Origin of the sequence: Ornithinibacillus scapharcae TW25, from assembly GCF_000190475.1 — a bacterium.
In the GTDB taxonomy this organism is placed as follows: Bacteria; Bacillota; Bacilli; order Bacillales; family Amphibacillaceae; genus Ornithinibacillus; species Ornithinibacillus scapharcae.
The window spans coordinates 1-20,419 of the sequence record NZ_AEWH01000060.1; the positions used below are offsets into that span (position 1 = coordinate 1).

A 20,419-nucleotide genomic window follows, 5' to 3' on the forward strand; every position below is an offset into this window, starting at 1 on the left:
TCAAGCTATATCCAATCAAATAACTGTATGTATAAAATTAAATTTTGTACTTGAATCTCCAGCTGCGTCACCTTTTATAATCAATTTAGTTACCTAATAAAAAAGTAACGAGAAAATAATTTATAATATTGGAGGTCGATGCTATGAAAAGAGAGAGTTTGTTATATAGGGTATTGGCAAGCTTAATGCACCTATTCTCGTTACTGCTTACTTTTATATTACCTATATTGGTATACTTAGGGACTAAGAAAAGAAATAAATATTTAGCGGATCATGCAAAAGAGGGGATGAATCTTCACTTTACTTTTTTCCCTATTCTTTTGATCTTAAATTTTATGAATATGGGACCTGTTTTTACCTATGGTCTTCTTACCCTTGAAACAATATTGATATTAATTGCAGCAATTTATGCTCTAAAGGGAAAAAAGTTTTCTTACCCTGTTATACGTTATATTAAAGCCTAAAAGGCAGGGTCAATAAGTAAATAAAAGCAAGAGGTGATGAAAAAATGTCGGATAAAGATATATTTACTATCGGAGAATTTATGCAAAAGTCTGGTGTCAGCATTAGAACGCTTCGATATTATGATAGCATAGACTTACTAAAACCAAGTGATTATACAGAGGGAGGACATAGACTTTATTCAAAAGAAGATTTAGCTACGCTTCAAAAAATTAAATCCTTGCAGTATCTCGATTTTTCTCTAAAAGATATTAAAACCATTCTTCAAAATAACGCTGCTAAGGGATCAGAAATATTGAAGTCATTAAACGATCAAAAACAGATATTTGAAGCAAAAAAACTTGAAATCATTAATATTTTATCTGATTTAGATCATCTTATTGAAACAATAAAAGATGAAGAAACCATCAATATTAACATATTTTGTGCGATGCTACAAAAATTAATGTTTGAAGAAGATACAAAAAAATGGTTTGAAGATCATTTCTCTAAAGATATGACTGATCAATTGTTTAGTATAAATAAATCCGAGGAAATTGATTTAGATAAAAAATGGACTAAAGTTTTATCTAATATCAAACATTTAACGTTTACTGGAGCTATACCATCTTCCAAAGAATCTCAACAAACAATCGAATCACTGATGGATCTTATGAATGAAACTACGAAAGGGAATTTGGATTTAATTGCGGAAAAATTGCCATCCTCAGATTCCTTTTCATTTCCTAATCCTTTCTCAGAAAAGGAACAAGTGTTTTTAAAAAAGGCTACGGAAATCTATCAAAGAGATAATTCTGGGTTTAAAGGGAGGCAGTAAATTGCTCTGGACATATATAATAATTTTTGTTTTGGCTGCGACTCCTTTTTTTGAAATTATTGCAATTATACCAATTGCAATAGTGGGTGGCCTTCCTACAATTCCAGTAATGTTCCTTTCCTTTTTCGGGAATTTACTAACAATTGTGTTACTCATAAAATTCGTAGATCTATTTAGGAAATGGTTATTGAAGAATAGGGACCCAAAAAATCATGAATCTAAACGTTATAGCAGAGCAAGATCAATCTGGATTAACTTTGGTCTTCCCGGTTTATTATTTTTAGGACCCATAATTGTTGGAAGCCATTTATCGGCTTTACTATCCATTGTTTTTGGTGGTAGTAAGCAAAAAACATTATATTTAATGTCCATAAGTTTGTTTTTATGGACGCTGATATTGGGAATAGGTTCTCATTATGGATTTAACTTTTTTATTAAAGATGACAATAATCAGGGTTTTATTATGAAGATTGTAAATGAACATAATTAGTGTTCCATTACAATAAGTTTATTTCTTCAATAAGAAGATACTTTACTGACTTAAATATCTTCAACTAACAGGCGCGTTTCTGGAAGAGCAAAAGCCTAATTCATCGAAAAAAATACGGGGGATTAGGCTTTTTTATCTTTTATAATCCTTATCGTTTTAAATCTGCACTTTCCTTACATCACACATGGTAAATGCATTGGCGATATGCGGTAAATTTAGTCGCAATCGCTGATAAAAAACTTGGCGTAGTGGTACATTCTTATAGCCGTAATTACGTATCAATTCAAAGATCCTTTAACGAAAATAAATAGTAAATAATTTTGATACACATTTCAAATATAGTTATTCAAAAATAGCATTACCACTTAATATGGTAATGCTATTACTAATTTTATATTAAATTTACATTTCTATATTCATCCGATTTACTAATTTTAATAAGCGACAGATTTTAACTATGTAGCTTAAACGAAACCAATAATATTTCTTATGCCTATTTATAAAGTTTTTCTATGAAATTTAAGTGTCATTTGAATGTTATATTCAAATGTATTACATACACAAAACAATAAGAATGAACCATAAAGTTTCCAAACGGAAATTTTATGGTTCCTGTCATACAAAAATAAAAAACCACCAACATATGTATTGGTGGAGACGGTGGGAATCGAACCCACGTCCAAGAGCATCGTTACTCAGGCTTCTACACGTGTAGTTGGTATATTATCATTCGCTAACTTTTCAGCCTACCAACAGGCTTCCAAGTAGCTAGTCTGATTAAATTCCCAAATCATCCTCAGACGGCGAATGACAGGATAGCCTGCTTAAGTTGAGACCCTTCAGGTACTACTCCACAGGCGAGAGTAGGAAGGATCCTTTAGCTAGTGCTTACGCAGCTGCTAAAGAAAGATTGTTGTTTTTGCCAGTTATTAGGCGTTTAACGTTTTACGAGCCGTAACCTCGACGCGCAACCTGAGCTCGACCTACCCCTGTCGAATCCGTAACGTCCCCATAAAAGGAAAACGCTCGGGGATAGTACCTGAGCTCAAATACTATTAAATTGTTGATCGCTCATCAGCGACATGTTTTATTATAACATAACCATAAACAAATTCAAGGGCTCTTCTGTGGGATGTTTTCCCAAACCCACAAGCGTTTTCCAGTTGCTTATTTCGGATTTCTTAATACTTCCTCAATGACTAGCTTTGTTAGATTCGGAACTATCTCCATTGAATACTGAATTTCAACTCGTTCAAGCTTTTTATGCGCACCCATCCCATAAGGACCAATGTTGATAACTGGCACATTTAATTCCCGAATGGCTTCATAATTGACAGAATGCTTTGTTCCCCAGGCTGGATTATTATCTTTTACGGCTTGAATTGCTACATCATCATCACTTAACCCCATAAAACTCATATCGGAAATAAACGGGAAGAAGTTTTTTACTTTAATCGGTTGCTGGTAATTAGCTTGTATTTTTTCCACTGCAACATCAAGTGCTTTGATTAATACTTGTTCATTCTCTGTTTCTCCTGATATTTCGATTCTTGGATAATATAAGGATGAATAAAATAGGATGATTGCTGGGCTTTTATCCTCCATCCACTTCCAAGCTTCTTCTACTACTCGTAATGCAAACATACGAATATCTAACGAATCATCATGTAGTAATGTTTGTTTATAAGCTTCCATGGATTCAACGTAAACTTTTCCATGAGTTTGTATAAGCATTTCATCCATTTCTTCAAATAATAGAACTCTAGGTTTCCATGAAACTTCACTATAAGTATCACCAGATAACTCCGTAAATGCTTTATATCTTTTTTTATATAAATCCAGTGCACCCCGAAAAGCTATTTCAGCTTGCTCTTTTAAAATATTTAGTGCTTCTTTTGGAGTCCAAGAGTGAATAAAGAAGTTATAATATACATATGCTCCTAACGCCGTTTGTACTGTATACTCCGTCTTTAAGTCCATTTGCTTTAACGCAATAGGTGGAATGGTATACTCCCCTTGAGCAACATTACTAAGTGCGGAGTTATAACTAATTTGCCTGGTCAATTCAGCTGCAATAAAATTTGGATCGAGCCCTTCAAATGCCGATCCCACATGTGTTTCTGCCCCTGTGATATAAAATGCCGGTAATAACTTCCCAACTGTACCTTTGTATATGTAGCGATTTGGGTCCCCTTCATATAATGGTGATACAAAATCGGCATTAATAGCTGAAACATAGTCAAAACCATGTTCTTCTTTCCATCTATTTAATGTCGTAACAGCTGATAAAATACCATGAGAACCGTCTTCCTCATCACATTCTGCAATAAACACGATATTACCGTCTAGTTCTTCGGGATGCTCCGAAAAATAGCTTAGTAAGAATAAATTACTAGCTAATCCACTCTTCATATCAAGTGCACCACGACCAAACAGCCATTCATCAGGATTTAGATTTTTCTTAGCCGCTTCAGGTATTTCTTGTTTTTGCAAAAAATCCATCCACTCATCCGGCATGAAGGCATAATCTTCTTGTTGGTTAAAATCATCCACACCAACCGTATCCATATGTCCCATTATGATAACAGTCCGGTTACTATTTCCCTTCGTTCCCTTCACAAAAGCCAAAACATTATAACGATCCTTTTCATCATTTAAAGTCTTTTCAATCACTACATGGTCTGGGTTTGCTTGGAAGTATGGATATGAGTTTATCATGGTATATAGTGAATGGGCAAAAATACTCTCCCCTTCTGTGTTTACAATACTACGAATGGAAACTAACTGTTTCGTGATAGTTAAGACATCATTACGGCAATTGAGCATATTGGTATCTCTCCTTTAAATTTGGATTGAGTGCTTTGATATTTAGTTGAAATGTCGCGCTGGAACAGTGAGAGTTAGCCCTAGCTGTGGATTCTCTCGCGCGACCTTTCTCTACTCTCGCGTCACCCCTGAATTCCGCGCGACATTCACTGAAAGTTACTCCAAACTGTCCCGTTCTCGCGCCGGGGAGCACTTTTGTCACGCCGACTTTACTAGAACTCGCGCGGAGCTTTTCTTCTAGCGTCACTTCACTTTAACTCCGCGTGACTTTTCTGGATTTCCTCGTGACTATTGAGATTCTCGCGCGACTTTTCACTTCTCTCTCGTCACTCCTGAATTCCGCGCGACGTTCACTGAAAATTACTCCAAACTGTCCCGTTCTCGCGCCGGGGAGAACTTTTGTCACGCCGACTTGACTAGAACTCGCGCGGGGCTTTTCTTCTAGCGTCACTCCATTTTAACTCCGCGTGACTTTTTTGGATTTCCTCGTGACAATTAAGATTCTCGCGCGACTTTCCACTAATCTGTCTCAACTTTTCACTCCTCCCGCTCGAACCACTACTGTCCTCTATACAAAAAACCACCAGCCTCAAAAAACTTTAGCTGATGGATCTCTTATTACCTGTTATAATCTTTTATCGCTCGATCGATATCTCGTTTTACTTGTTTCTTCTTCAAATCTTCCCGTTTATCATATTTCTTTTTACCTTTTCCAAGGCCTATTAAGACTTTCGCAAACCCGTTTTTAATATAGATTTTTAAAGGAACAAGTGCATACCCTTCTTGTTGCGTTAGACCAATCAACTTATCGATTTGCTTTCGATGAAGCAATAGCTTTCTTGTTCTTGTGGGGTCATGGTTGAAACGATTCCCTTGTTCATATTCAGAAATATGTAAGTTAATTAGTTGAACTTCGCCACGTTTATCAATTCTAGCATGGGAATCCTTTAAGTTTACGCGACCTGCACGAAGCGACTTAATTTCTGTCCCTTGCAAGACGATTCCTGCTTCATACGTGTCTTCTATAAAATAGTCATGAGACGCTTTTCTATTTTGTGCAATTACTTTTCCTTCACCTTTAGGCATACTTAGCCCTCCTACTACTTCCGTGACATCAATTTTACCAAATAATCCCCTGTTATTCCAATGAATTAATTAGAAAAACTCGCATTCGCTCGTCTTTTGCGAATGCGTTAGTTTTACTTATGCAGGCGAGAAAGATTTTTATACTTTCCTATCTACTAAAAATTCATTCAGCCAGAGTTCCACACTCATCGCCGAATGAATTTCCTCAAGTTATAGTAATAATAAACTTAATGCCATCACTGCCATACCACCAATCAATCCGTAAATGGATACATGGGCTTCATCAAACTTTTTCGCTGCCGGTAAAAGCTCATCTAAGGAGATAAAGACCATAATACCGGCTACTCCGGCGAAAATTACACCGAATAGTACATCGGAAAGAAACGGCATTAAAACTAGAAATGCAATAATTGCTCCTACTGGCTCTGCAAGTCCTGATAAGAATGAGAACTTAAATGCCTTTTTCTTGTCATTAGTTGCGTAGTAGATTGGTACAGAAACTGCAATTCCTTCAGGGATATTATGAATAGCAATAGCAACTGCGATTGCAAATCCTACCGTAGGGTCCTGTAAAGCAGAGATAAATGTTGCAATACCTTCAGGAAAGTTGTGTATCCCTACTGCTAAAGCAGTAAATACTCCCATTTTTAATAATTCTGGGTTATTAACTACTGCTCCGTTTGTTTTCATATCTTCAACTTTTTTAAGTTCATGGGGATTAGAACCAGACGGTACGAATCGGTCAATTAAAGCAATTAATAGCATCCCACCAAAAAATGAACCTACTGTAAGCCATTGTCCACTTTCACCTAACTCAGATACTAGAGCATCCTGTGCCTTTACAAATATATCGACCATCGAAACATAAATCATGACACCTGCTGAAAATCCTAATGCAAAGGATAAGAATTTCGTATTCGTTGTTTTGGTAAAGAATGCTAGCATACTACCAATACCTGTTGCTAAACCTGCAATCAATGTGAATAAAAATGCGAGTAATACATCATGTGACACGTTAGTATCTCCCTCTCAGTTGGACTACCTAATTAATTTTTCCCTAGGGAAACATTTTAGTTATAGGTATATATTATTCGATGCCCTAAAAAAGTGCAATAATAATATTCCTAAAATTTATATTTAATGAAAACAAAAGACTAATTCTGCTTTTTAAGAGACAGAATTAGTCTATGCAACATTTAATTCATATGACCCTATTTTCTTTTCCTTGTAGGAGGCTTCTTCGATTTTACAGAGCCTTTTCCTTTTGCATTAGGTTTACCTCTGTCTCGTTTGTTCCCATTGCGATTCTTTTCCACCTTTGGTAGTTCCTTGTTCCCTTTTTTACCTACACCAACGATTTCAAAATCAATCGCATGTTCATCCATATTCACTCCGGTTACGCGAACTTTTACTTCTTGACCGATTCGATAGACCTTACCTGTCCGTTCACCGATCATTGCATAATGACGTTCATCGAATTGATAGTAGTCATCCGTTAAATAACTAACATGGACAAGGCCTTCAATCGTGTTTTCCAGTTCAACAAATAACCCAAAGCTTGTCACAGAACTAATGACACCTGTAAATTCTTCTCCAATTCGTTCCTGCATATATTCTGCTTTTTTCAAGTCATCCGTATCTCGTTCTGCATCGACCGATTTTCTCTCTTGTTCCGATGAATGTCTTGCAATCTCAGGGAGTTTCTCTTTCCAAGAGCCGATTGTCTTACTATCTAGGCTTTTTTCGATTAAGTAAGTACGGATTAAGCGATGAACAATTAAGTCAGGATATCGACGTATTGGTGATGTGAAATGCGTGTAAAACTCTGTTGCAAGTCCAAAGTGACCAACACTTTGTGGATCATATTTCGCCTGTTTCATGGAACGAAGCATGATTTTTGAAATAATCATTTCCTCTGGCTTGCCTTCCGCTTCTTCTAAAATCTTTTGTAGGCTCTGAGGATGAATTTCATTGGCTGTACCCTTCACCCGATAACCCAATCCACCTAAGAATTCAAAGAAATGCTGTAATTTGCTTTGATCTGGGTCCTCATGGATACGATGAATGAATGGCAACTCCATCCAATGGAAATGCTCTGCTATCGTTTCATTGGCAGCTAACATGAATTCTTCAATAAGACGTTCTGCCACGGAACGTTCACGAATAACTACATCCATCGCTTTTCCATTTTCATCTACTAATACTTGCGCCTCTTTAAAATCAAAATCAATTGCACCTCGTCCCATACGTTTCGAACGTAGGATAGAAGCTAGCTTCTCCATTTGTTCAAACATAGGTACAAGTGGTTTGTACTTGTCACGAAGTTCGTCATCTTTATCCACTAAAATCTTATTAACATCACGGTATGTCATCCGCTCTGTAGTTTTGATGACACTTTGGAAAATTTCATGATTAACGACTTTTCCAGTCGTGTCGATTTCCATTTCACAACCTAATGTTAATCGATCCACTTTAGGGTTTAATGAACAAATTCCATTGGATAGGCGGTGTGGAATCATTGGGATTACACGATCTACTAAATACACACTTGTCCCGCGTTCAAATGCTTCCTTATCAATCGGGGACCCTTCTGGTACGTAGTAGCTAACGTCGGCAATATAGACACCAAGCTTATAATTACCATTATCAAGCTTCTTCACGGTAACCGCATCATCCAGGTCTTTCGCATCTGCTCCATCAATGGTAACAATTACTTCATCACGGAGATCCCGTCTATTCTCCAGTTCTGCTGGATCAATCTCATCTGGCGTATTAAGCGCTTGTTCTAACACTTCTACAGGGAAGTCCATTTTCAATCCATGCTTATAGATGATGGAGATAATATCTATGCCAGGGTCATTTTTATGACCAAGGATTTGAATAATTTCCCCCTCAGCACTCATTCGGTGCTCTGGGTATTTGGTGATTCTAGCAATGACTTTATGACCGTCAACTGCCCCATTAATTTGTCCTTTTGGAATGAAGATATCGTTCGGAATTCGCTTATCGTCAGCGATTACAAATCCAAATGCCTTATTATCTTCAAATGTACCGACTACCTCTGTTATCGCTCGTTCGAGAATCCGAATCACGACTCCCTCTGGACGACTTCCCGATACATCATGCTTTTCAATACGGACAAGTACCCGGTCATTATTCATTGCAGAAGCTAAATCCGAGTGATGAATATAGACATCGGTTTCGTTCTCATCATCAGGGATTAAAAACGCAAAGCCTTTCGCATGCATTTGGATACGACCTCGGATGAGATTCATTTTTTCTGGCAAACCAAAACGGTTTTTTCTTGTTCGAACTAATTCTCCATTATATTCGAGCTCATTTAGCGCTTTTACCATTTCTTTAAAATCTACTACATCCGTTATTTCTAAAATCTCTTCTAATTCCTCCACTGCAAGTGGCTTGGAATCATATGTCTTGAAAAATTCTCTTAATTTATCAATCATGATTTCACTCATCCTAACACCTTCTTTCACTTCCATTATTTTTATGCTTATTCTGCCCAATCTAAGGATTCTAAAAACTGATAAATATCCTCATGTAACAGTTCTTTTTCTTTATCAATCGTAATCACATGGCCTGATTCCTCATACCATTTTATATCTTTACGATCCGCTTCTACATTTTCATAAATATAAGTAGCACTATCTGTATTAATCATTTTATCTTGTCTTGCTTGCACAACCATTGTTGGTGTGTAAATCGTATCGACGTTGGATTGAACCTCTTTAATCAGCTTTCCAAGTTCCGTAAACATTGGTCCTGAATTTTCCATTAGATAGGTAACTTCCTGAGTAATAGTTTCTTCATCTTTACCCTCTAGTTGCTTATATTCCTTAGAAAACTGTTGAAACCCAGTAGTTAGTTGCTTTTCATTATCAAAGAACATCGGTGCACACATCGGGATTACTCCCTTAACATTTTCTGAATAAGCTAATTTTAAGCTAAGCACTCCACCGAGGGATAATCCTGCTACAGCAATTTCTTCATACCCTAAGTCTTTTAAATGATTAAAAGCATATTGAACGTCCTCCCACCAATCTTCTGGTCGAGTTTTGATTAGTTCCTCAGGTGGTTGCCCATGTCCCCGATAAATTGGGGCATGGCTTGTATAGCCCTTCTTTTCTAAAAAGCGGCCGAGCATCCTTACATCTGCAGTATGGCCAGTAAAACCATGTAATAACAATACTGCTCTCGGACCAGCTTCAAACGTAAATGGTTTTGGTTGTATTACTTTCATTTATGTACTCTCCTTCTTTACCTTCTCTACTATGTATTTTACCCTTTATATACTATGTTACACCCTTAAAATGCGCAAGGTATCTAGAGTAAGACACGCCAAAATAACAGTAAAAAACCCTTACCACTATGTGATAAGGGTTGACTAGTAACTATTGTAATATAAATGCACTTAAAAAAGCTAATACGAAGAATAATACTCCTGCAACGATTGTTGCTCGGTGAAGAACTAAATCAATTCCTCTAGCTTTTTGCTTACCAAACAATTGCTCTGCCCCGCCGGAGATTGCTCCAGATAGACCTGCGCTTTTACCACTTTGTAATAGAACTAATACTATCATAATTACCGCATCGATCACTAGTAAAATATTTACAAAACTAGCCATGTCACCATGACACCTCCTGAACATATACAGACAGTTAACTATACCTACTTTAGCATAATTTTGAATACTTTATCAAGCTATTTTTTAGAAAACTTGGCATACACTACCTTTTACTATGTAACGCTTACTAATTCATGAAATTGCTTCTTCTTCATATACATTAGCATTTCAGCCTAATTTAATCTATTATTATCTTAACTATCATAAAAAAATCAGGGAGTGACAAAATGAAAACTACATTTTGGATAGATTCCGTTGATGGGATCCAGATTTATGGGGAAAAATGGTTCAATCCAGAAAAACAGCCTAAGGCTATCGTCCAAATTGCACATGGGATGGTAGAACATTTTCAACGTTATCATGGTTTTGCCCAGTATTTAGTAGACCAGGATCTATTTGTGTACGGAAATGATCACCGTGGTCATGGGAAGACAGGACAAAAACAGGGTATAATGGGGTATTTTTCTGAAGAAAATGGCTTTGACAAAGCAACAGATGATTTATACACCGTAACCCGAAAAATCCAGGAGGAGTATCCAAACACACCTATAATATTACTTGGTCATAGTATGGGATCTTTTTTAGCTAGAAATTATATACAGAAACATAGTGATCTCCTTAAAGGTGTTATCTTATCTGGTACAGGATTTTACGCTGCACATACTACAGCACTTGGTAAATCATTAGCTACCGTACTAAAACCACGGGAAAAATCTCCACTTATGAATAAGCTAGCTTTTGGTGCGTTTAATCGTAAAATTGATTCACCCAAGACACCGTTTGATTGGTTGACTCGCGATGATTCTATTGTAACGGCGTATATGCAAGATCGTTATGCAGGCTATATCCCTACGGCACGCTTTTTTGTTGATTTGATGACAGGACTTCAGTACATCCATAACTCAAAACGAAACGCAAGAATTAGAAAAGATTTGCCAATACTATTCATTAGTGGTGCTGAAGACCCAGTAGGTAATTATAGTAAAGGTATTTGGAAGACAGCCTCAATGTATAGAAGGTTAGGAATGGAAAATATTACAACCTCTTTATTCGATGGGGCTAGGCATGAAGTCCTGAATGAAATAAATAAAATAGAAGTTTATGAGGTAGTAAGACGCTGGATTGCAAGAAATTTGTCGTAACTTTTTCTAGTTAAACGCTTTCAATATGAACAATTTGTAGAAAAAGGTCAAAACGCTTGTATCAGCGATGTCGAAAGGTTACCATAAACTATATGGGTAGATAGGAAATAATATAAATTTTCCTCCGACATGAGAAAAATGAACCATTCGTTAAAGTACGGGCGAAAATCATTTTTCTAACAATTTTTTTGAAGGGTTGGTACTTTTATGACAAACATCCAAGGAATTGCTGCATCTTCTGGTATTGCAATTGCAAAAGCTTATCAGCTTATTACGCCTGATTTGACATATACGAACAAAACAATCGATAATCCAGAAAATGAAGTAAAACGATTAGAAGACGCGCTTGCAATTTCAAAGCAAGAGCTTGAAAAAATCAAAGCTCATACACTTAAAGAGCTTGGTGAAGAACATGCAGAAATCTTCTCTGCTCATTTGTTAGTATTAGGGGATCCAGAACTAATTAATCCTATTAAAGACAAAATCCAAAATGAAAACGCTATGGCAGAGGCAGCTTTAGAAGAAGTTGCGAATATGTTTATTCAAATGTTCGAAAGTATGGACAATGAATATATGCGTGAGCGTGCAGCCGATATTCGTGACGTAACAAAGCGTGTATTAGCACATCTATTAGGTGTATCTTTTCCAAATCCTGCATTAATTGACGAAGAAGTAATCGTTATTGCGGCTGACTTAACACCTTCCGATACAGCACAGTTAAACAGAGAATTTGTAAAAGGTTTTGCTACAGATATCGGTGGCCGTACTTCTCACTCCGCTATTATGGCAAGATCATTAGAGATTCCAGCAGTTGTTGGTACAAAGGATATCACAAAGACAGTAGCTCAAGGTGACATTGTTATTATTGACGGTATTGATGGTAATGTAATCGTGAATCCAACTGATGAAGAAATCAAACAATACGAGGAAAAGCGTGAAAGCTTTAAGAAACAACAAGCTCTTTGGGCACAATTAAAGGACGAGCCTACATTCACTTCTGATGGAGAACAAGTGGAGCTAGTTGCTAACATTGGTACACCTGATGATGTAACTGGCGTAATCAACAATGGTGGTGAAGGAGTTGGTCTTTACCGTACAGAATTCTTATATATGGGTAAAAACGAGCTTCCTACCGAAGAAGAGCAATATGAAGCATATAAGTCTGTTCTAGAACAAATGGGAGATAAGCCTGTTGTCGTTCGTACATTAGATGTAGGTGGAGACAAAGAACTACCATACTTGGATCTGCCAAAAGAATTAAACCCATTCCTAGGTTTTAGAGCAATTCGCTTCTGTTTAGAAAATGAACATGTATTCCGTCCGCAATTACGTGCACTACTTCGTGCATCTGTTTACGGAAACCTAAAAATCATGTTCCCTATGATTGCTACACTAGAAGAATTCCGTAAAGCAAAAGAAATATTGCTAGAAGAGAAAGCTAACCTTAAAAATGAAGGGCATAGCGTTTCCGATAATATTGAAGTTGGTATCATGGTAGAAATTCCATCAACTGCTGTAATTGCAAAACAATTCGCCAAAGAAGTTGACTTCTTTAGTATTGGAACAAACGACTTAATTCAATATACAATGGCTGCTGATCGTATGAATGAAGAAGTATCTTATTTGTATCAACCATACCACCCAGCAATCTTAAACTTAGTTAACAACGTTATAGAAGCTGCACACAGTGAAGGCAAATGGGCTGGAATGTGTGGAGAGATGGCTGGAGACCCAATCGCTATTCCTATTCTACTTGGATTAGGCTTAGATGAGTTCAGTATGAGTGCTACTTCAATCTTACCAGCACGTACTCAATTAAAAGGTATCTCTAAAAAAGATATGGCATCATACAAGGATAAACTATTATCCATGTCAACTGCAGAAGAAGTGGTTGCATTTGTTAAAGAAAAAACTGAATAATATAGGAAAGGATGCTCAGCATTGGCTGGGGCATCCTTTTTTAGTGCTACGATTTATCATCACTCTAGCTTGATTGCTTTCTCTTGGTAGGCTTTCTAGCTTTTTCTTCATTACTCTACCTTGATTGGACTTCTCGGTAGACTTTCTCCACTTTTCTGCATAACTCTACCGTGATTGGACTTCTCTCGGTAGACTTTCTCCATTTTTCTGCATAACTCTACCGTGATAGGCTTTCTCTCGGTAGACTTTCTCTCCTTTTCTGCATAACTCTACCGTGATTGGACTTCTCTCGGTAGACTTTCTCCATTTTTCTGCATTACTCTACCGTGACAGAACTTCTCTCGGTAGACTTTCTTGCTTTTTCTTCATAACTCTACCGTCATTGGAGTTCTCTCGGTAGACTTTCTCCATTTTTCTGCATTACTCAACCGTGATAGGCTTTCTCTTTCACTTTTCTATTATTTCCATCTTCTCTTCAATCGGTGTTCTTCTTTTCGCCTGGGGTATTTTCTTAGGGTAGCCGATTTGCAAGACAGCAGCTATTTTCACAACTTTGGGGTCTAACCCTACATCCTTATAAAAATCTGGATCATGCATATAGGGAGTGATGGTCCAAAGCATACCGATTCCATATTCCCATGCAGCCAGTTGAGAGTTTTGTATAAATGCGCATACCGAAGCATACTCCTCTTCATATCGCACTGGATCTTCTTCTAATTCGAAGTAAATTAATCCATGGTGGGGAATAGCATCTAGAAAAGCTTTCATAGACTCGATCATTTTCAAAGTTTTTGCTTGCCCATCATTTTTAATCATGCCAATTCTGACGTAGCTATCCATTATTGCCTGAATAAGTTGTTGCTTCCCTTTATCTTGATATAGCTTTATCTGCCAAGGCTCCTTCATATAATGAGTTGGTGCAAATGAACCATAAGTAAATATTTCTTTTAATATATCTATGTCGATCTGTTTTTCTTGAAAGGTATGAATACTACGACGTTCTTTAATGGTGTTTAACACAGTCTTCCCCTCACCTATTTTTCTTTCATTATAACAAAAAATAGAGCACTGAATATTCAGCACCCTAGGTTATATCAAACCGCTGTCCAGACATAGTAGTCATAAAATCCATAAAAAATCTGCGATAATCAAATTCAAAGGCTATTCGATGTCTTTTTATTTCCTTTTCTGTCTCTTCTTCTAAGTTCCCAAAAGGTCTGATGTCCGCAATGCTTTGACCTCGCTCCGTTCCGCTTGTTGCTTGAACTATATGGACTGGGTATTCTTCAAAAGTAAAGATATCCTCCATATTTACTGCCATTAAAGTTAACACGTCATGTAATGGGCTACCTTGAACATTAGGGTCTCGTTTTTTATAGAAATCATAATAATAATCAATCATCGGTTTGACAATATCGATGGGGCCTACTTGATCAATATAATCCACCATTTCAGGAGTAACGATTGCATTTTGCGTCACATTCAAAGGGATGATGCTTACTTGGTCTGCATAGGTTAATACAATTTGTGCTGCAACCGGGTCACCGTGAAAGTTTGCTTCCGATACTGCAGTGACATTGCCTGGAACCCAAAATGCTCCGCCCATCACATACAAATGTTTAATTTTCTCCATTGTTCTTGGATAAAGTAAATACATGGTAGCTAATGACGTTAGCCTTCCAATATTCACGATATATAAATCTTCTCCATATTGATTTATAATGTCTATGATGGAGAAAAAGTTTTCTAATGTTATTCCATCTGAAATTTCTGGAGGTGTGATTGGTCCCAGTCCATATTCTCCATGAATTTCTGGAAAGAACTCCATCGGTTCGGCTGTCATTGGATTTTCAGCCCCAGCAATTAACATCGTCTGTTGTGCTTCCTCGGTTGGCAAAATCTCCTCTTTAAGATACTGGATACTTGCGAGAGCATTTTCACGAGGGATGTTACCATATTCGGTTACAATACCAACAATATCAATATCGTCTTTTAAATATCCGTAAATAATCGCAATGATATCATCTATACCAATATCCCCAAAAAGTAAGACCTTCTTTGCCATCTGACCACTTCCTTTCGTGAAAGGATTTATCATAATAGCCTATTACTATAGTATGGTAATGGTGACATTGTTTTATCTACGCATTTAAACATTAGTCCTTTGAATTATATATAAAAAAGGCTGCGAATAATTTCACAGCCTTTATCATTATTATTTATTTTTTAAGTTATAAAAAGCGTTTAATCCAGCGTATTCACCAAGACCAGCTAGTTCGTCTTCGATACGAAGAAGTTGGTTGTACTTCGCTACACGGTCTGTACGTGATGGTGCACCAGTCTTAATTTGACCAGCGTTTGTAGCGACTGCGATATCAGCAATTGTAGCATCTTCCGTTTCACCAGAACGGTGAGAGATAACTGCTGTATATCCAGCGCGTTTCGCCATTTCAATTGCATCGAAAGTTTCTGTTAATGTACCAATTTGGTTCACTTTAATTAGAATCGAGTTACCAACACCTTGCTCAATTCCTTGTGCAAGTTTCTTCGTGTTCGTTACGAATAAGTCGTCACCAACTAGTTGTACTTTCTTACCAAGGCGCTCAGTTAGTAGCTTATGACCTTCCCAGTCATTTTCATCTAATCCATCTTCAATCGAGATGATTGGATATTTGTTTACCATTTCTTCGTACCAATCTACCATTTCTGCAGAAGTACGAGTTACACCTTCACCTTTAAGAACATATTTACCATCTTCATACATTTCAGAAGAGGCAACGTCCATAGCTAGTTTTACTTCTTCCCCTGGCTTATAGCCTGCTGCTTCAATAGCTTCTACAATAGTTTGTAGCGCTTCTTCGTTAGAACTTAGGTTAGGAGCAAATCCACCTTCATCACCAACAGCAGTGTTGTATCCTTTTGATTTTAAAACATTCTTTAAAGAATGGAAGATTTCTGCACCAGTACGTAGTGCTTCTTTGAATGTAGGAGCAGCTACAGGCATAATCATGAATTCTTGAATATCTACGTTATTATCAGCATGCTCTCCACCATTTACGATGTTCATCATTGGTGTTGGAAGAGTTTTTCCGTTAAATCCACCTAAGTAATTGTATAAAGGTACTTCTAGGAAGTTAGCTGCTGCATGGGCTACCGCCATGGATACACCAAGGATAGCGTTAGCACCTAATTTACCTTTATTTTCAGTTCCATCAAGCTCAATCATTAATGCATCGATGATGTTTTGACGAGTAACATCTAAACCAATAAGTTCAGGTGCAATCACTTCGTTCACGTTATGAACTGCTTTTTCTACACCTTTTCCTAGGTAACGGCTTTTATCACCGTCACGTAGTTCTACTGCTTCATATTCCCCAGTAGATGCTCCACTTGGAACCATTGCAGAACCAAAAGCTCCTGATTCTGTATAAACTTCAACCTCAACTGTTGGATTTCCTCGTGAATCTAATACTTCGCGTGCATATACGTCTGTAATGTATGGCATGATATTCTCTCCTTTTACTTTTTAATTAATGTTGTTCCTGTCATTTCTTGTGGTTTTTCAATATCTAGTAAATCAAGTAATGTCGGAGCAAGGTCTGCTAAAATTCCGCCATCACGTAATTCAATATTATCCTTCGTTACAATTACTGGAACTGGATTCGTAGTGTGGGCTGTCATTGGTTGCCCTTCAAGTGTCACTACTTCATCAGAGTTTCCATGGTCTGCAGTAATAATCGCATGACCACCTAACTCGATTATTTTATCCACTACTTTTCCTAAACATTCATCCACTGTTTCAATTGCTTTAATTGTCGGCTCAAGCATTCCTGAGTGACCAACCATATCCGGATTTGCAAAGTTTAAGATAACCGCGTTTACTTCTCCCGCATCTAATTCATTAAGTAAGGCGTCCGTAACCTCGTAAGCACTCATTTCTGGTTTTAAATCGTACGTTGCAACTTTTGGTGAATCAATTAGAATACGCTTTTCACCAGGAAATTCCTGCTCACGTCCACCACTCATAAAGAATGTTACATGTGGATACTTTTCTGTTTCCGCAATACGAAGTTGTTTCATGTTGTTTTGAGCAAGTACTTCACCAATTGTATTGTCTAGGTTAGTAGGTTCATACGCAACAAAACCATCAATGGATTCACTAAATTGTGTTAACATCACAAAATCTAGATTTTGCGGTACACCTGGTCCGCGATCAAAGTCTCGAAAATCTTCGTTCGCAAAGGTACGAGAAATTTGAATTGCACGGTCTGGACGGAAGTTATAGAAGATTACAGAATCCTCATCCTCTACTTTTCCAACTGGTGCTCCATTTTCATCTGTAATAACAGATGGAATCACGAATTCATCATAGATTCCATTTTGATAGGAATCCTCTACTACCTCTAATGCACTCTTGTAGCTAGGTCCTTCTCCGTAAACCATTGCATCATACGCTTTCTTCACACGATCCCAGCGCTTATCACGATCCATGGAGTAATAACGTCCAGAAACTGTTGCAATTTTACCTACTCCAAGTTCCTGCATCTTTTGTTCGGTCTGTTCAATATATCCTTTAGCAGTCTGTGGGCCTACATCACGACCATCTAAGAAGGCATGAAGATAAACTTTTTCTAGGCCTTGATCACCTGCAAGCTTAAGCAATGCAAACAGATGCTCAATATGACTATGAACACCACCATCAGAAAGCAATCCAAAGATATGTAATGCTTTCCCTTTTTCCTTTGCTCGATTAATCGACTTAAGGAATGCTTTGTTTTCGAAAAAGTCCCCTTCACGAATGGATAAGTTTACTCTAGTTAAACTTTGATACACAATGCGTCCTGCACCAATGTTTAAATGTCCCACTTCTGAGTTACCCATTTGTCCATCCGGTAAACCTACTGCCTCACCACTTGCTTCTAACTGATTATGAGCATATGTGTTCCAAAGACGATCAAAATTAGGTTTTTTTGCTTGTTTTACTGCGTTTCCCTTTACTTCATCACGTATAGCAAATCCATCTAGGATGATTAACGCAGCTAATTTGTTTTGACTCATTTTGTTCCAGCCTCCACTAGCTGTAAGAAGGAATCAGCTTCAAGACTTGCTCCACCAACTAGTGCACCATCAATATCAGATTGTGCTAGAAGTTCATCAACGTTAGAAGGTTTCACACTTCCACCATATTGGATTACTACCGCTTGTGCCGTTGCTTCATCTGTTACCTCTTTTACAACGTTACGGATATGGGCACATACTTCATTCGCATCTTCACTTGAAGCTGTCTTTCCAGTACCAATAGCCCAAATTGGTTCATAAGCAATAATTGTTTTTGCTATTTGCTCATTAGATAATCCTTCAATTGCTTTTTTCACTTGTGTTTCTACTAAGCTCTTCGTTTCGTTTGCTTCACGTTGCTCTAATGTTTCTCCAACACAAACGATCGGTGTTAAACCATGATTAAATGCAGCATGTGTTTTCTTGTTAACTGTTTCATCTGTTTCCGCAAAGTATTCACGACGCTCTGAGTGACCTAACACAACATGAGTTACACCGATATCTGTTAGCATAACAGGACTCACTTCACCAGTGAAAGCACCGTTATCTTCAAAATGCATATTTTGTGCACTAACTTTCAGGTTAGTTCCTTTTGTTTTTTCAACTAAAGAAGCTAGGTAAGGAAATGGTGCACAAACAATTGCCTCTACTTTTTCATCAGCAGGAATTTTTCCTACAACATCATCCACAAATTGTGTTGCTTCAGAAAGTGTCTTGTTCATTTTCCAGTTACCTGCAATTATTTTTTTACGCATGGTATCACCTCTATCTGAAATTTTCCTTACTTATCACTAAGTGCTGCTACACCAGGTAGAACTTTACCTTCCATAAACTCTAAGGAAGCTCCTCCACCAGTTGAGACGTGATCCATTTTTTCTGCAAGGTTAAACTTCTCTGCCGCTGCAGCAGAATCACCACCACCAATAATTGTATAGCCTTCAGTAGTTGCTAATGCCTCTGCAACTGCTTTCGTACCATTAGCGAATATGTTTAACTCAAATACTCCCATTGGTCCATTCCAAATAACTAGTTTAGAATCTTTTACAATTTGAGCGTACTTCTCTCGAGTTTTTGGACCAATATCAAGTGCTTCCCAATCAGATGGAATTTCTGAAATAGGGACAACTTTCGTATTTGCATCCTCTCCGAAGTCGTCTGCTACAACAACATCTTCCGGTAATACGAAGTTTACACCTTTTTCTTCCGCTTTTTTCATAAATTCTTTCGCTAATTCAATCTTATCTTCTTCCAGAAGAGATTTCCCGATCTCATGGCCAAGTGCTTTTACAAACGTATAACCTAAGCCACCACCGATGATAAGGTTATCCACTTTATCTAAAAGATGATCAATTACACCGATTTTATCTTTTACTTTTGCCCCACCGATAATAGCTGTAAATGGACGTTCAGGATTTTCTAATGCTTTTCCAAGTACAGATAGTTCTTTTTCCATTAAGAATCCAGCTGCAGATGGGAGCTTTTCAGCAATGCCAGCAGTTGATGCATGTGCACGGTGTGCTGCGCCAAAAGCATCATTCACATAAATATCAGCCATATTCGCAAAAGCTTCTGCTAATGCAGGATCGTTCTTTTCTTCTCCAGCTTCGAAGCGAACATTTTCAAGAAGTAAAATATCGCCATCGTTAAGTCCAGAGATAGCTTCATCAACTTCTGGTCCATAAACAGTATCTGTTTTAACCACTTGTTTACCTATTAAGTCACTTAGACGTTTAGCAACTGGATCTAGTCGTAACTCATCAACAGCTTGCCCTTTTGGTCTACCAAGGTGACTTGCAAGGATAACTTTAGCCCCTTGCTCTGTTAGATATTGAATAGTTGGCAATGCAGCAGTAATACGTGTGTCATCGGTAACTTCTCCATCTTTCATCGGTACGTTGAAATCAACACGACAGAATACCTTTTTACCTTTTAAGTCCAAATCCTTTACAGTTTTCTTGTTCATGGGATTCCCTCC

Annotated in this window: 17 protein-coding genes and 1 other RNA gene; 5 read left to right on the forward strand and 13 right to left on the reverse strand. The window is 37.5% G+C overall.

Annotated elements, in window-relative coordinates; translation table 11 throughout:
* The first annotated feature begins 143 nt into the window (after nucleotides 1-143).
* The 3 genes from G5W_RS0116680 to G5W_RS0116690 are packed head-to-tail and all read left to right on the forward strand — an operon-like array spanning nucleotide 144 to nucleotide 1,769.
* Nucleotides 144-464, forward strand: coding sequence for a DUF4870 domain-containing protein (locus G5W_RS0116680; protein WP_010098412.1), 321 nt, complete (start codon nucleotides 144-146; stop codon nucleotides 462-464).
* A gap of 44 nt (nucleotides 465-508) precedes the next feature.
* Nucleotides 509-1,279 (forward strand): MerR family transcriptional regulator, encoded by a 771-nt coding sequence (locus G5W_RS0116685; protein ID WP_010098414.1) that lies wholly within the window; start codon nucleotides 509-511, stop codon nucleotides 1,277-1,279.
* Between the two features lies 1 nt (nucleotide 1,280).
* Nucleotides 1,281-1,769 carry a small multi-drug export protein gene (locus G5W_RS0116690; protein ID WP_010098416.1) on the forward strand — a complete coding sequence of 163 codons (489 nt, stop codon included), beginning with the start codon at nucleotides 1,281-1,283 and terminating at the stop codon, nucleotides 1,767-1,769.
* Between the two features lie 649 nt (nucleotides 1,770-2,418).
* On the opposite strand, the gene ssrA is transcribed toward G5W_RS0116690, so the two are convergent.
* The 7 genes from ssrA to secG all read right to left on the reverse strand — a co-directional run bounded on the left by ssrA (nucleotide 2,419) and on the right by secG (nucleotide 10,324).
* Nucleotides 2,419-2,780: a transfer-messenger RNA gene (gene ssrA / locus G5W_RS23415) on the reverse strand.
* Nucleotides 2,781-2,936: 156 nt separating this feature from the next.
* Nucleotides 2,937-4,595 (reverse strand): M20/M25/M40 family metallo-hydrolase, encoded by a 1,659-nt coding sequence (locus tag G5W_RS0116695; protein ID WP_010098417.1) that lies wholly within the window; start codon nucleotides 4,593-4,595, stop codon nucleotides 2,937-2,939.
* Nucleotides 4,596-5,213: 618 nt separating this feature from the next.
* A complete protein-coding gene (gene smpB, locus G5W_RS0116710) occupies nucleotides 5,214-5,681 on the reverse strand; it encodes an SsrA-binding protein SmpB (protein ID WP_010098421.1) in 468 nt (155 codons plus the stop codon).
* Nucleotides 5,682-5,891: 210 nt separating this feature from the next.
* Nucleotides 5,892-6,695, reverse strand: coding sequence for a zinc transporter ZupT (gene zupT, locus G5W_RS0116715; protein WP_010098423.1), 804 nt, complete (start codon nucleotides 6,693-6,695; stop codon nucleotides 5,892-5,894).
* Between the two features lie 197 nt (nucleotides 6,696-6,892).
* Entirely contained in the window at nucleotides 6,893-9,157 is a 2,265-nt protein-coding gene (rnr, locus tag G5W_RS0116720; RefSeq protein ID WP_010098425.1) for a ribonuclease R, read from the reverse strand.
* Nucleotides 9,158-9,192: 35 nt separating this feature from the next.
* Complete coding sequence (locus tag G5W_RS0116725; protein ID WP_010098427.1) at nucleotides 9,193-9,939, reverse strand: alpha/beta hydrolase; 747 nt, start codon at nucleotides 9,937-9,939, stop codon at nucleotides 9,193-9,195.
* Between the two features lie 151 nt (nucleotides 9,940-10,090).
* Nucleotides 10,091-10,324, reverse strand: coding sequence for a preprotein translocase subunit SecG (gene secG, locus G5W_RS0116730; RefSeq protein ID WP_010098429.1), 234 nt, complete (start codon nucleotides 10,322-10,324; stop codon nucleotides 10,091-10,093).
* Between the two features lie 227 nt (nucleotides 10,325-10,551).
* Here secG and G5W_RS0116735 point away from each other — a divergent pair, with 227 nt between their 5' ends.
* Together G5W_RS0116735 and ptsP are read left to right on the forward strand one after the other, a co-directional pair.
* Nucleotides 10,552-11,466: an alpha/beta hydrolase gene (locus tag G5W_RS0116735; RefSeq protein WP_010098430.1), complete on the forward strand. Its 915-nt coding sequence runs from the start codon at nucleotides 10,552-10,554 to the stop codon at nucleotides 11,464-11,466.
* A gap of 207 nt (nucleotides 11,467-11,673) precedes the next feature.
* A complete protein-coding gene (gene ptsP / locus G5W_RS0116740; protein ID WP_010098431.1) occupies nucleotides 11,674-13,386 on the forward strand; it encodes a phosphoenolpyruvate--protein phosphotransferase in 1,713 nt (570 codons plus the stop codon).
* A gap of 447 nt (nucleotides 13,387-13,833) precedes the next feature.
* Here the strand turns inward: ptsP and G5W_RS0116745 are convergent, their stop codons facing one another.
* From G5W_RS0116745 to G5W_RS0116770, 6 genes are all read right to left on the reverse strand, one after another.
* Nucleotides 13,834-14,406: a nitroreductase family protein gene (locus G5W_RS0116745; protein WP_010098433.1), complete on the reverse strand. Its 573-nt coding sequence runs from the start codon at nucleotides 14,404-14,406 to the stop codon at nucleotides 13,834-13,836.
* Nucleotides 14,407-14,470: 64 nt separating this feature from the next.
* Nucleotides 14,471-15,451 (reverse strand): nucleoside hydrolase, encoded by a 981-nt coding sequence (locus G5W_RS0116750; RefSeq protein WP_010098435.1) that lies wholly within the window; start codon nucleotides 15,449-15,451, stop codon nucleotides 14,471-14,473.
* 150 nt (nucleotides 15,452-15,601) lie between these two features.
* Nucleotides 15,602-16,891, reverse strand: coding sequence for a phosphopyruvate hydratase (gene eno, locus G5W_RS0116755; RefSeq protein WP_010098438.1), 1,290 nt, complete (start codon nucleotides 16,889-16,891; stop codon nucleotides 15,602-15,604).
* A 14-nt stretch (nucleotides 16,892-16,905) separates the two neighbouring features.
* Entirely contained in the window at nucleotides 16,906-18,444 is a 1,539-nt protein-coding gene (gpmI, locus tag G5W_RS0116760) for a 2,3-bisphosphoglycerate-independent phosphoglycerate mutase (protein WP_010098439.1), read from the reverse strand.
* On the reverse strand, nucleotides 18,441-19,199 hold the full coding sequence (tpiA, locus tag G5W_RS0116765) for a triose-phosphate isomerase (protein WP_010098440.1): 759 nt from the start codon (nucleotides 19,197-19,199) through the stop codon (nucleotides 18,441-18,443). The genes gpmI and tpiA overlap by 4 nt, the downstream gene beginning before the upstream one ends.
* Before the next feature lie 26 nt (nucleotides 19,200-19,225).
* On the reverse strand, nucleotides 19,226-20,407 hold the full coding sequence (locus tag G5W_RS0116770; protein ID WP_010098441.1) for a phosphoglycerate kinase: 1,182 nt from the start codon (nucleotides 20,405-20,407) through the stop codon (nucleotides 19,226-19,228).
* Nucleotides 20,408-20,419 lie beyond the last annotated feature (12 nt).

Coding starts and splice junctions, on each gene's coding strand:
- G5W_RS0116680 (WP_010098412.1), top strand. CDS start 144: ATGAAAAGAGAGAGTTTGTTATATAGGGTATTGGCAAGCTTAATGCAC.
- G5W_RS0116685 (WP_010098414.1), top strand. CDS start 509: ATGTCGGATAAAGATATATTTACTATCGGAGAATTTATGCAAAAGTCT.
- G5W_RS0116695 (WP_010098417.1), bottom strand. CDS start 4,595: ATGCTCAATTGCCGTAATGATGTCTTAACTATCACGAAACAGTTAGTT.
- smpB (WP_010098421.1), bottom strand. CDS start 5,681: ATGCCTAAAGGTGAAGGAAAAGTAATTGCACAAAATAGAAAAGCGTCT.
- rnr (WP_010098425.1), bottom strand. CDS start 9,157: ATGAGTGAAATCATGATTGATAAATTAAGAGAATTTTTCAAGACATAT.
- G5W_RS0116725 (WP_010098427.1), bottom strand. CDS start 9,939: ATGAAAGTAATACAACCAAAACCATTTACGTTTGAAGCTGGTCCGAGA.
- secG (WP_010098429.1), bottom strand. CDS start 10,324: ATGGCTAGTTTTGTAAATATTTTACTAGTGATCGATGCGGTAATTATG.
- G5W_RS0116735 (WP_010098430.1), top strand. CDS start 10,552: ATGAAAACTACATTTTGGATAGATTCCGTTGATGGGATCCAGATTTAT.
- ptsP (WP_010098431.1), top strand. CDS start 11,674: ATGACAAACATCCAAGGAATTGCTGCATCTTCTGGTATTGCAATTGCA.
- G5W_RS0116750 (WP_010098435.1), bottom strand. CDS start 15,451: ATGGCAAAGAAGGTCTTACTTTTTGGGGATATTGGTATAGATGATATC.
- eno (WP_010098438.1), bottom strand. CDS start 16,891: ATGCCATACATTACAGACGTATATGCACGCGAAGTATTAGATTCACGA.
- gpmI (WP_010098439.1), bottom strand. CDS start 18,444: ATGAGTCAAAACAAATTAGCTGCGTTAATCATCCTAGATGGATTTGCT.
- tpiA (WP_010098440.1), bottom strand. CDS start 19,199: ATGCGTAAAAAAATAATTGCAGGTAACTGGAAAATGAACAAGACACTT.
- G5W_RS0116770 (WP_010098441.1), bottom strand. CDS start 20,407: ATGAACAAGAAAACTGTAAAGGATTTGGACTTAAAAGGTAAAAAGGTA.